We start from the raw sequence: 12,182 nt of genomic DNA on the forward strand, positions 1-12,182 counted from the left end.
TACGATGAAAAGAACTTATTTTAAATCAATCATATTTATAATCCCGGTATTGTTCCTGGGATGTGAAAAAAGCAGTTATCTGACGGACGGCAAAGATACCGGAGGCAGCAACGTTACCGAACAGCAGTTCTGGCAGCATAAAGACTGGGTTAGGAATTTTCTCAATAATATATACACCCATGTTCCGGACGAATACAATATGGATGGTGATGGCGGTATGTTAGCTTCTGCCTCGGATGAGGCTGTCAATTCAAACCCTAACTCGTCTGTTACGTATCCTAATGGCAGTACCTGGGGGGCTGCCAGGACTTTCAACGATGTTTACGGAGACATGTATACCGGGATCCGAAAAACCAACCTGTTTATAGAGCATGTTGCTTCCAGCGGCATCCTGCCGGAAAACGAAGAAAACGAAGAGGGTACGAATAATCTTGCCCGGCAGATTCAGCGCTCTAAAGGACAGGCCTTTTTCCTGCGTGCTCTTTTCCATTTTGAACTGGTAAAAAGATATGGAGCCATTCCTTTAGTAACGCGGGTAATTGGAGAAACTGAAGACAGCAATCTCCCAAGAAATACCTATCAGGAATGTGTCGATCAGATTGTCAGGGACTGCGATTCTGCGATTACGTTGCTCCCTTTGTGGACTGGGTCGTGGACAAATTCTAATAAGGGCCGGGCTACGCAAACGGCAGCAATGGCCTTGAAATCGCGCATGCTTCTTTATGCAGCGAGCCCATTGAACAATCCTTCAGGTGATCAGGCGAAATGGAGGCTTGCTGCAGACGCTGCCAACCAGTTGATCGCCGTAAACAAACACAAACTGCACTCCTCGTATAGCCAGATATTCCTGTTTGGCCAGGCTGCGTATAATGACGAGGTGATTTTTGCTTCAAGGGCGAACAATCGGAATGATATTGAACAGAATAATGCTCCGATAAGTTATTCGGGTGCTAAAGGAAGACTGAACCCAACACAGGAGATCGTTGACGCCTTTGAAACAAAAAATGGAACTGCTCCTTCAGAAACGAACCCTGCATTAAACCGCGACCCGCGTTTTGATCTTGTGATTGTTTATAATGGTAAATCATTCAAGAATGTGGCAGTACAAACATATGTTGGCGGAAAAGACGGATTGAACCTCAGCGTTAACGCAACGCGAACCGGTTACTACATGAAGAAATTTATGAACGAAGGTGCCGTAACCTGGAATGTTCCGACGCCAACCAATTCCCGTCGTCCCTGGGTGCTATTTCGTTATGCCGAAATCCTCTTAAATTACGCAGAAGCTGTGAATGAACTGGTTGGTCCGGATGTGCTTCCTGTGGCTTCCGCCGGTGCTCCTGCTTTCACCTTAACGGCAAGACAGGCTGTTAATCTGATCAGAGACCGGACGGGTATCAAGATGCCGCTTATACCCCTGGGACAAAGTCAGGATCAGATGCGTGAACGTATCAAACGCGAAAGAAGGATAGAACTTTGTTTTGAAGGACACCGGTTTTACGATGTGAGAAGATGGAAGGAGGGAGAAACTTATTTCAACAAGCCTGTAACAGGAATGCAGATTGTAAAAAATGCTGATAATACGTTCTCTTACCAAAGGTTCACGGTTGAGAACCGCGTGTTTCAAGCGAAGAATTACTGGTTTCCATTTTCGATCAATGATATCAACAGGCAGCCTGCCTTAACACAGAATCCAGGATATTAAGCGTAACGTGTAATCAAATGAATTTACTTATAACATACCCCAAAACTCTACGGCCACTTTAACTGGAAGTGATCCTGAGCACCATAATTTTATGAAGAAAAATAGTTATATATCCCTTTTGATCCTGGTCATATCTTTATTTTCAAGGATAAGTGCTGCACAGGAAAATTTGATACAAAACATCTCTGCACGAAGTATAATCAGCCTCAATGGCAGATGGAACTACATTATTGATCCGTACGAAAATGGCTATTATGATTATCGTCGCGAGGCATTCGATCAGTCAAAATCAGGTACAGGAGGTTACTTTGATGATAAGAAGCAGGAGGATAAGTCTGAGCTTTTAGAATACGACTTCGACCATTCTCCAACTCTTGCCGTTCCGGGCGACTGGAATTCGCAGGTTGAAAAACTCGACTTGTACGAAGGTACGATATGGTACCGTAATAAATTTACGGCTGCACCAAAGCAAGGCAAACGCTATTTCCTTTACTTCGGTGCAGTAAATTATGAAGCGCATGTGTACCTGAACGGGAAGAAACTCGGAATGCATAAGGGTGGTTTTACGCCATTCCAGTTCGATATTACAGACCGTTTAAGGGCAGGCGAAAACAGTGTAGTGGTAAAGGCCGATAACACCCGAAAAAAAGAAGAGGTGCCGACTATCAATACCGACTGGTGGAATTACGGCGGCATTACGAGAGATGTATTTATTGCCGAGACCCCGGCATCGTACATCAGCGATTATCAGATTCAGCTGTCCAAAGGAAGCATGGGCCAGATTGAAGGATTTATACAGCTGTCGGGAGCGGAAAAATCGCAGAAGGTGACAGTTGAAATACCGGCGGCCGGAATAAAAACAATAGTAAAAGCGGACACTTCAGGCCGCGCGCTGATTAAGCTTGCAGTTAACAACCTTGAGTACTGGTCGCCTGAAAGTCCGAAGCTATACGATGTAACTATAAGTACATCAAACGACCATATAAGTGATAAGATTGGCTTCAGAAGCATTGTTACTAAGGGGAAAGACATCCTTTTAAACGGCAAACCTGTGTTTCTCCGGGGGATCTCTATTCACGATGAAAACCCGCTAATAGCTGGAAGAGCGCGTTCAGAAGGCGACCTCAGAATGCTGCTCACCTGGGCTAAAGAGCTGAACTGCAATTTCGTTCGTCTCGCGCATTATCCGCATAACGAGCAAATGGTTCGGCTTGCCGATGAAATGGGGCTTATGGTATGGGCGGAAGTGCCGGTGTACTGGACTATCGCCTGGGATAATCCGGAAACTTATAAGAACGCCGAAGCTCAGATGAGCACTCTGATCACCAGAGATAAAAACAGGGCAGCCGTAATAGTCTGGTCCGTAGGAAACGAAACTCCCTTAAGTGATTCGAGATACAGGTTCATGAGCAACATGGTAACGCATGTCAGATCAATGGATAACACCCGGCTTGTAGCTGCAGCGCTCGAAGTTCATAGAAAAGGATTTGAAGTTATTGTGGATGATTCATTGGGAGAGAAGATTGATCTCGCCAGTTTCAATGAGTATGGTGCCTGGTATTGGGGCGGGACTCCTAAGGAGCTGTCAAAATATCACTTTAACATTAAGTACGATAAGCCCGTTGTTATCACCGAGTTTGGCGGCGATGCGCTCGCGGGATTTCATGGCGATGAAGATACCCGATGGACCGAGGAATACCAGGAAGCCCTGTATGTAAGTCAATTGAACATGCTGAGCAAGATCGATGGGCTGAGAGGCATGACCCCCTGGATCCTGGCTGACTTTAAGTCGCCCAGGAGACCTCATCCCTTGTACCAGAACTTCTATAACAGGAAAGGTCTTTATTCAGAAACAGGGAAAAAGAAGAAGGCATTCTTTATCCTGAAAAAATTCTACGACGATACGGAAAAGAAATATAATACAAAGAGTTATGGTGCAAGCAAGTAAGTATATACTTTTTCTTTGTCTTATCTCTGGCTTCGCTTTTGGACAGGACAGCACGGAATATGCATTGAAAGTAGCGGCAAGAAAGGGAATTAACCATGCTGATGGCAGTAACGCGTTTACAGCGTATAAAGATTATCCTACACGTACTATCGGACAGCTTAAACAGTTCGTGCCGAAAGAAGTTAAGCTTAACAGATATGGAGGCAGGACGGATAAGCGTACAAAGCCTACCGGTTTTTTTTATGTGAAGAAAATAGACGACAGATGGTGGGCTGTCGATCCCGAAGGCTGTTATTATCTGCACAATGCTATGAATGCTGTAAACATGGGACGCTCGGACAGGAACCAGCAGGCATTAAAGGAGAAGTTTGTGGATGAAACAGGCTGGATAACGAAGACACATCAGATACTTGTTGAAAATGGGTTTAATGGTGCCGGTGCATGGTCCAATGTAAACCTTATAAGAAAGTCGACCCTGCAGAACAAGAAACCTCTCGCCTATACCATAAACCTTGACTGGATGAGTGGTTATGGTGATAAGCGGGGTGGGACGTTTCAGGTACCGGGACACAAAGGTTATCCGAACAACGTAATCTTTGTATTCGATCCGGGGTTCGAAGCTTATTGTGAGGAGCAAGCAAGAAAACTAACTGAATATAAGGATGATAAAAACCTTTTTGGCTACTTCTCGGATAACGAGATGCCTCTGGGCATGAAGAACCTCGACGGATATCTAACATTGAAAGATCAGAACGATCCCGGGTATCAGGCGGCGATAAAATGGCTGGCAACAAAAGGAATAAGCCGAGATCAAATAACAGACCAGCACCGTGCCGAATTCCTTGGTTTTGTGTCTGAGAGATATTTTTCTATCGTAGCTAAGGCGATAAAGAAATACGATCCAAACCATATGTACCTGGGCTGCCGGTTTTATGGCAGTCAGCGCAATTATCCCGATCTGTTTAAAGCAGCCGGTAAGTATGCCGATATAATCTCTATAAACTATTACAATAACTGGACGCCACAGAAGGACTTTATGCGTAAATGGGAGGAATGGTCAGGCAAGCCTTTCATTGTTACAGAGTGGTATGTAAAAGCTGACGATTCAGGGCTTGGCAATACAGCAGGGGCAGGATGGATTGTTAAAACTCAGGAAGACAGAGGATTATTTTATCAGAACTTTACTCTTGGTTTACTTGAGTCGGGCAGCTGCGTGGGCTGGCACTGGTTTAAATATATGGACAATGACCCCACACAGAAGGGTGCGGAACCCTCCAACACAAATGCAAACAAGGGGATAGTTGACAATTACTATAATCTGTATCAACCTCTCGTGGAAAAGATGAAACAGTTGGATTTACAGATGTACACTTTGGCCGATTATTTTAATTCGCGTAATAGAAAGCAATGAAGAAACTACCGTTAATATTTTATCTGATACTTATTTTTGGACAGTTAGCTTGTTCGAAAGGCAAAGAGGAACCGCCAAAGCCAGAGCCTAAGCCAGAGCCCGAGCAGCCTGCTGAGGAAGTCACCTTACAAAAGAGCCTTCCTTTTCCTATTGGGGCCGCCGTAAATATAAGTCTTCTAAAAAACAAAACTGCATACCGCGAACTGGTTACCAAGGAGTTCAATAGTCTGACACCCGAAAGCGCTATGAAGGCGGGCGTTATACACCCACAGGAGAATACCTACAACTGGACAGATGCCGACTACCTGGTTAATTTTGCAAAAGAGAATAATAAACGGGTACACGGACATACCCTTATCTGGTATAAGTCGCTGCCATCGTGGATAACGAACTATCAGGGAGATGCTGCAGCATGGGAAACACTGTTTAAATCACATATACAAACTATAGTTGCACATTTTAAAGGTAAGGTTGTTTCATGGGATGTTGTAAACGAAGCAATTGCCGATGATGGGACTATGCGCAGCAGTATCTGGCTTGAAAAGTTAGGACCCGACTATATAGCACGCGCATTTCAATATGCACATGAAGCCGATCCGGATGCTCTTCTTTTTTACAACGACTATGGCCATGAATACGGTCCTACAAAAAGAGGCGCTATCCTCGACCTGGTGAATAACCTGAAAAACAGGAATATTCCCATTCACGGAATTGGCTTGCAGATGCATACAAGATATACCATGCCGGATAATAATCTAGCCAGTGCCATTAATACGGCTACACAAACCGGACTCAAGGTGCATATTGCAGAACTGGATATTGCAATGAATCCTGACAATATTCAGAGCCTCACTTTTTCGCCTGCCCTGGCGGAACAGCAGTCGCAGAAATATAAGTTTATTGTGAAGACGTTTAACGCCATTCCTAAAAGTCAGCAGTTCGGGATAACGACCTGGAACGTTTCAGACGCCGACAGCTGGATTCCCGGGAACTATGATCGTCCAGACTGGCCTCTTCCTTTCGATAGTAACTATGCAAAGAAACCTGCCTATCAGGGAATCATTGATGGAGTGAAATAAGAGCGCAACGTTTTAGTATACTTTGATAGGTATTGACTTTGATAAGTATAGAAAGTTTTAAAAAAAGTTCGGTGCGACGAACTGGATCGCCGGAAGTATTAAGGCTGGTTTTTTGTTTGCAAAACCGGCCTTTTCTGCGTTTTGAGGCGTGCAGTGACGATGTTAAAAGATGTTAATGTGCTGGTTTTTATGTTTTTAAAAACGATTTTTACGGAGTGAAACAACCTTTTGATTCGCTTTATCACGATGGAAAGTAAAAAATTGAAAACCCAACTTCCGGCGCTTTTGCTTCTTGTTCTTACAGCCGGCATTGTAAACGCTCAGGATTCCTCTAAAGTTACCTACGGAATCAAGGTCGGTATTAATAATAACAGTACAACGAGGTCGAGTACTTTTGACGAGGTAAATCCGCCAAAAATGAAAAACTTCAGATCTTACAGCGTTACCGTCATAGTGGACGTCCCGCTCACCAGTGTCTTGTCGGTTCAACCGGGACTAGAGTTAACTACGAAGGGACAGCAGAAAGGCGCCTCTACCGGCGGTAGTGACGATGTGGAATACAGAGTGACATACCTTCAGGCTCCGATAAATCTCATTGCTAAATACAGGAACTTCTTTTTAGGTGCGGGAGGTTACTTCGCCAGGGCATTGAAGGGAACATACGAAAGCGGTTCTGTTAAAGATGACCTTAAGTTCGGCAGTTCTTATATAAGCTCTGCCAGTAAGAAAAATGATGACTGGGAGCAATATGATTACGGCGCCAGCATGTTATTTGGCTATAAATTAAAAAAGTTCACGTTTAATGTAAACTATCAATACGGTTTAAAAGATATTGATCCAAATCCATATTATAGGTCGAAAAACCGGGGTGTTTCGCTTGAATTAGGTTTCATTTTCTGAGCAAAGTACTCTATTCAACAGTTTAAATGTATATTTATTCGTTTTGCAAACGGACAGATTAATTTAACATTTTTGTTGCATGGAATATTTTGTTCAGGGGAATTTGGTAGATGTATTTGCAGGAAGAATCTATGCGGCTAAAGTGCATGTGCTGAACGGGAAAATTGCATCTGTTGAACCGACTGAGCATTCCGCAGAACATTACATTCTTCCCGGATTTATCGATGCGCATGTGCATATTGAGAGTTCGATGCTTATACCTTCCGAATTTGCCAGACTTGCGGTAGTACATGGGACAGTAGCGACTGTAAGCGACCCGCACGAGATAGCTAACGTATGTGGCGTGACCGGCGTGGAATTTATGATCGAGAATGGCAAAACGGTACCCTTTAAGTTCTGCTTTGGCGCTCCGTCCTGTGTTCCGGCAACGGTTTTTGAAACTTCGGGAGCAACTTTAGATGCAGACGCAATAGAACGCCTTTTAATGGATGGCGACATTGGTTATCTGACGGAGGTGATGAACTTCCCCGGCGTGCTAAATCAGGATCAGGACCTTATGAAAAAAATAGCCCTTGCACGCCGGATCGGAAAACCGGTAGATGGCCATGCGCCTGGGCTAAGGGGAGAGGCTCTCAGGAAATACGTCGGTGCGGGAATCAGTACAGACCACGAGTGTTTCACCCAAGAAGAAGCGCTTGAGAAGTTAGGTTATGGAATGAAGATCCTGATCAGGGAAGGAAGTGCGGCAAAGAATTTTGAAGCGCTGGTCTGCCTGATCGACCAGTATTCAGAGCGGGTTATGTTCTGCAGCGACGACAAGCATCCCGATAGTCTTGCTGCCGGACATATTAATCAGCTTTGCGCGAGAGCAGTGGCAAAAGGGATAGATATATTTAAAGTACTACGTGCCGCTTGTATCAACCCTGTGGAACACTACCGGCTAAAGGTGGGGTTGTTAAAGTCGGGGGATCCCGCCGACTTCCTGATCGTGAAGGACCTTACTAACTTCGAAGTACTGAAAACATATATCGACGGCCGACTCGTCGCCGAAAACGGAAGGACATATATTCCCCGCGGCAAGCATACAGGAGATATGATCAATAACTTCAATTGCAGCAAGAAGACCGCAGCAGATTTTACGGTTCCAGCTTCAGCTATTAGTGTATCTCCCAAGGAAATTCCGGTGATCGAAGCACGCGACGGCCAGCTGATTACTGGAACTTTATATATGGAGCCGAAAATCATAGATGGCAATATCCAAAGCGATAGCGAAAGAGACCTGTTAAAAATAGCAGTTGTAAACCGTTATCAGAATGCACCTGTGGCTACTGCTTTTATTAAGAACTTTGGCCTGAAGACCGGTGCAATTGCATCTTCGGTGGCGCACGATAGTCATAATATAGTAGCCGTAGGGGTGGACGAGGCCAGTATCTGTTCCGCCGTAAATCTTCTCATTAATAGTAAGGGCGGCATTTCACTCGTCAACGGAAAGGAAGAACAACTGTTAGCTCTTCCTGTCGGAGGACTGATGTCGGATAGCGATGGTTATGAGGTCGCCCGGAAATATTCAGAGATGGATGCAGCAGCAAAAGCCCTTGGTTCTGAGCTTGCTTCACCCTACATGACACTGTCGTTCATGTCCCTTCTCGTTATTCCTGAACTGAAATTAAGCGATAAAGGATTATTTGACGGGCTTAAATTTAGGCATTTATATACCATTGTAACCTGAATACTTCATTTTTAATCACATCCAGCGGCTCAGGAAGTTGTTAAACGCTTCTTTGTACTGATCTCCTACTGTGATATATTTATCTCCGATCTGGACGGTGTTGCGGGTAACGGATTTGATTTTGTCGAGGGGAATAATGTATGAACGATGAACGCGTATAAACTGCTGAGAGGGTAGCTTTTGCTCGAGTGATTTAAGGCTTATTAGGGAGAGTATAGGTTTCTCGCCGGTATTGAGATATACTTTCGCGTAGTCTTTCAGTCCCTCGATATAGAGGATGTCCTTGTATTGTACCTTCACTAATTGGTATTCCGACTTTAGAAAAAGGCAGTGGCTGTACCCTTCTGTATCTTTGCTGGTTCCGAAGGCTTCTTTGAGTTCTTTCAGCGAGAGTGCTTTGTTTGCCGCTCCCAGAAACTCTTCATAATTAAAAGGCTTCAACAGGTAATCCAAGGCGTTCACTTTATAACCTTCGAGGGCGAAATGGTTAAATGCAGTAGTGAAGATGATAGCAGGAGACGACGACGTCTTACTAAGTATGCGAGCCAGTTCCATGCCACTGAGGTCGGGCATCTGAACGTCGAGGAAGAGTATATCGGGCTTCAGTTCATGCAGGTTCTGGAGTGCTTCAGCAGCACTGCTGTATTTTCCCACCAGCTGTAGGAATGGTGTTTGCTCAATAAAGCTGCATATCAGCCCGAGGGCTAAAGGCTCATCGTCTACGGCTATACATTTTAATATCATGATAAATCGAGAGTTAGGTTAACACGGAATTCCCTGGCGGCGGACTTTTCTGCCGCTTCAAGGGTATATTTTCCTGGGTAAAGCAGATCTAGTCTTCTTCTTGTGTTGTTCATTCCAATTCCGCTGCTTTCTTCCTCCAGCACCACGCTCCTTTCGGAATAAACGGTATTGCGTATGTCGAGTTTCAAAATCCTTGCATTAACGTTTATGTCAATATTTATATAGCCGGGTTGCAGTGCGCTTACTCCGTGTTTAAAGGCGTTTTCTACAAAGGGAAGCAGCAGCATCGGTGCTATTTGCGGGTCGTTGGCTAGCGACGGGGCATTAAACTGAACGGTTACTTTATCTGTGAGCCTTAGCTTCATTAGCTCGATGTAGTCTACTATAAAGGAAATTTCCTTGCTTAGAAGGGCCGACTGGCTCTGTGTTTCGTAAAGCAGGTAACGCATCATGCGCGAAAGCTTGTGCAGTGCCTGCCTCGAACTTTCTACGTCAATATGGGTTAGGGCATAAATGTTATTGAGAGTATTAAAAAAGAAGTGCGGATTTATCTGTGCCCTGAGGTAGGAGAGTTCTGAGCTGACCTTTTCCTGCTCAAGCAATTGCCTTTTTCTTGCTTCCTGCTGGCTCTTCTGAATGGCTGTTACACTGGTACTGATACCCAGTATAAGAAACGAAACCATCAGGATGAAGATATCGAAGGGCGGGCGGACAGGCCTGTTTGATCCAGGCTTCCTCAATGTTTTATCCATGAGCTCAGGCAAGTGAAGAGCGCGTTCTGAAAGTTGCAAAATAAGGGTTATTCCCGCGGAGAGTAAAATAACCAGTAGTATAAACCCGAGAATGTGATTTTTTAATAGCACCCTAGGCACTATAATGATAGAGTTGAGGTAATATGCTGTCGTAAGAAGAACAAATATTTCGGTCTGCTTGATCCAGAATTCTGCCGGTAATCGTACCCCCCAGGTTGAGGGTAGGTATAACAGCAGAAGTAATCCGAACAGGAGCCAGAGCATCACTTGCACCACAATTGTTATCCAAGGGTTCTTTTCGTTCTGTATCATAATTGTTATCGGCTAAACAAGTATACTCAAGATTTTTGTACCAATGCTTAAAAATCGGCTGAAGGGATCTTTTTCCTGCCGGAGGGTTGGTTTTTGTCGTCGCTACTTGTAATTGAATGTGGATACAAGCTCAATTACCACCTTTATCTGTAAAGTACGAACACTTGTCTATGTTCATCGGGCCTATGTCTATTCTGTTCATTTTTATAAAATAACACTCGTTGTTTTGAATTAGTCAACGCTTAACATGGCCTGACGTTTAAATTGATTCAAATATTTACATGGTTTATAAGATTGTTAAAAAACTCATTTTCTGCTTTATCTGCCTGATGTGCTTCAGGGCAGATGCCCAGGATACAAACGCGACGGACTTGCCCGAAGTATGGGATCTGCAGACATGCTTGAATTATGCGAGAAAGAATAACATTAAAATCAACTCGTTAAGGCTGAGCAAGAAGAGCAGTGAGCAAAATCTTCTGCTCGCCAGGGCGGCGATCCTGCCTGATCTTTATGGTTCTGCAAATCAGACGCTCCGCCACGTGGAGACCGGCGGCGGCAGTTCTTCCGGATCTTACGGCCTGAGTACGTCGTGGACACTTTATAACGGCGGTTATCTGAAGACCAATATCAGGCAGCAGGATCTGTTGATGCAGCAGGCCAACATGAGCGTTCTTGAACAGGAAAACGACCTTACCCTCCAGATCACACAGGCATACCTCAATATTCTGCTTGATAAGGAGAGCGTCGTTTACTCGCGGGATTTGGTGTATACTTCGACTGCTCAACTGGAGCAGGCGCGGGAGCGTTACAAGGCGGGAAGTATAGCCCGCCGCGATGTGGTTCAGTTTGAAGCTCAGCTCGCAAATGATCAGTATACTCTTACTTCTTCGGAAAACGCACAGAGGCAGGATCTGCTGGCGCTTAAACAGTTGCTTCAGCTTCCGCACGAAACGAATGTGGACATAGCGAAACCTGATACTGTTATTGCTGAAGTGGTAATTCCGTCTCTCGAACAGGTGAGACACTATGCCCTGCAGAACCGTCCAGAAGTAAAAAACAGTGAGCTTGGGCTTCAGAGCGCCCAGCTCGGTCTGGACAAAGCACAGGCGGGCTATAAGCCTGCACTTACGGTCGGAGCAAACCTTGGAACAAGCTATGCCGGCAATAGCTCCTACAATGCCTCACTGGGCCAGCTCGGCGATAATTTTTCGCAACAGATCGGAGTGACGCTGTCGGTGCCAATCTTCACTAAAAGAACTAATAAGACAAATGTAGAACTGGCAAAGATTAACATTGATCAGGCAAACCTTACTTTAGAAAACACCCGTACCGTTTTGTCGCAAACTGTAGAACAGGCTTATATAAAGGCTGTTAATGCACAAAGTCAGTATAAGGCTGCGGCAGAGCAATTTCAGTACAGCAAGGAGGTATACCGGATTGCTAATGAAGAACTCAGGCTGGGGGCCGCCAATGTCTACGATTTTTATCAGCAGCGAAACTCATATGTACAGGCTTTACAACAGTATATACAGGCTAAGTACAACGCCGCTCTTTCGGTCGGTATATATGACTTTTACTCAGGAATTCCTATGAAACTTTAGT

The 12,182-nt window shown here is 44.7% G+C and carries 9 protein-coding genes; 7 read left to right on the forward strand and 2 right to left on the reverse strand.

All coding sequences use genetic code 11. The annotated features are described in order from the left end of the window. Window positions 1-4: 4 nt before the first annotated feature. The 6 genes from BDE36_RS13390 to ade all read left to right on the forward strand — a co-directional run bounded on the left by BDE36_RS13390 (window position 5) and on the right by ade (window position 8,772). Complete coding sequence (locus BDE36_RS13390) at window positions 5-1,705, forward strand: RagB/SusD family nutrient uptake outer membrane protein (RefSeq protein WP_141815274.1); 1,701 nt, start codon at window positions 5-7, stop codon at window positions 1,703-1,705. A gap of 91 nt (window positions 1,706-1,796) precedes the next feature. After that, window positions 1,797-3,653, forward strand: a complete 1,857-nt coding sequence (locus BDE36_RS13395; protein ID WP_141815275.1) for a glycoside hydrolase family 2 protein — start codon at window positions 1,797-1,799, stop codon at window positions 3,651-3,653. After that, window positions 3,637-5,064, forward strand: coding sequence for an aldo-keto reductase family protein (locus BDE36_RS13400; RefSeq protein WP_141815276.1), 1,428 nt, complete (start codon window positions 3,637-3,639; stop codon window positions 5,062-5,064). The genes BDE36_RS13395 and BDE36_RS13400 overlap by 17 nt, the downstream gene beginning before the upstream one ends. Further along, window positions 5,061-6,143: an endo-1,4-beta-xylanase gene (locus tag BDE36_RS13405; RefSeq protein ID WP_141815277.1), complete on the forward strand. Its 1,083-nt coding sequence runs from the start codon at window positions 5,061-5,063 to the stop codon at window positions 6,141-6,143. The genes BDE36_RS13400 and BDE36_RS13405 overlap by 4 nt, the downstream gene beginning before the upstream one ends. A 246-nt stretch (window positions 6,144-6,389) precedes the next feature. After that, complete coding sequence (locus BDE36_RS13410) at window positions 6,390-7,043, forward strand: outer membrane beta-barrel protein (RefSeq protein WP_141815278.1); 654 nt, start codon at window positions 6,390-6,392, stop codon at window positions 7,041-7,043. A gap of 79 nt (window positions 7,044-7,122) precedes the next feature. Next, window positions 7,123-8,772: an adenine deaminase gene (gene ade / locus BDE36_RS13415; protein WP_141815279.1), complete on the forward strand. Its 1,650-nt coding sequence runs from the start codon at window positions 7,123-7,125 to the stop codon at window positions 8,770-8,772. A 15-nt stretch (window positions 8,773-8,787) separates the two neighbouring features. Here ade and BDE36_RS13420 read toward each other — a convergent pair whose 3' ends face one another. Both BDE36_RS13420 and BDE36_RS13425 read right to left on the reverse strand, forming a co-directional pair. After that, on the reverse strand, window positions 8,788-9,516 hold the full coding sequence (locus tag BDE36_RS13420) for a LytR/AlgR family response regulator transcription factor (protein WP_141815280.1): 729 nt from the start codon (window positions 9,514-9,516) through the stop codon (window positions 8,788-8,790). Then, a complete protein-coding gene (locus tag BDE36_RS13425; protein WP_141815281.1) occupies window positions 9,513-10,580 on the reverse strand; it encodes a sensor histidine kinase in 1,068 nt (355 codons plus the stop codon). The genes BDE36_RS13420 and BDE36_RS13425 overlap by 4 nt, the downstream gene beginning before the upstream one ends. 281 nt (window positions 10,581-10,861) lie before the next feature. On the opposite strand from BDE36_RS13425, the gene BDE36_RS13430 reads away from it, so the two are divergent. Then, on the forward strand, window positions 10,862-12,181 hold the full coding sequence (locus BDE36_RS13430) for a TolC family protein (RefSeq protein WP_141815282.1): 1,320 nt from the start codon (window positions 10,862-10,864) through the stop codon (window positions 12,179-12,181). Window position 12,182: the final 1 nt, after the last annotated feature.

Origin of the sequence: Arcticibacter tournemirensis (assembly GCF_006716645.1) — a bacterium.
GTDB lineage: Bacteria > Bacteroidota > Bacteroidia > Sphingobacteriales > Sphingobacteriaceae > Arcticibacter > Arcticibacter tournemirensis.

What these genes read in the sequence shown, in the direction of transcription:
- BDE36_RS13420 (WP_141815280.1), bottom strand. Translation starts at nt 9,516, where the DNA reads ATGATATTAAAATGTATAGCCGTAGACGATGAGCCTTTAGCCCTCGGG.
- BDE36_RS13425 (WP_141815281.1), bottom strand. Translation starts at nt 10,580, where the DNA reads ATGATACAGAACGAAAAGAACCCTTGGATAACAATTGTGGTGCAAGTG.
- BDE36_RS13395 (WP_141815275.1), top strand. Translation starts at nt 1,797, where the DNA reads ATGAAGAAAAATAGTTATATATCCCTTTTGATCCTGGTCATATCTTTA.
- BDE36_RS13405 (WP_141815277.1), top strand. Translation starts at nt 5,061, where the DNA reads ATGAAGAAACTACCGTTAATATTTTATCTGATACTTATTTTTGGACAG.
- BDE36_RS13430 (WP_141815282.1), top strand. Translation starts at nt 10,862, where the DNA reads ATGGTTTATAAGATTGTTAAAAAACTCATTTTCTGCTTTATCTGCCTG.
- ade (WP_141815279.1), top strand. Translation starts at nt 7,123, where the DNA reads ATGGAATATTTTGTTCAGGGGAATTTGGTAGATGTATTTGCAGGAAGA.
- BDE36_RS13390 (WP_141815274.1), top strand. Translation starts at nt 5, where the DNA reads ATGAAAAGAACTTATTTTAAATCAATCATATTTATAATCCCGGTATTG.
- BDE36_RS13410 (WP_141815278.1), top strand. Translation starts at nt 6,390, where the DNA reads ATGGAAAGTAAAAAATTGAAAACCCAACTTCCGGCGCTTTTGCTTCTT.
- BDE36_RS13400 (WP_141815276.1), top strand. Translation starts at nt 3,637, where the DNA reads ATGGTGCAAGCAAGTAAGTATATACTTTTTCTTTGTCTTATCTCTGGC.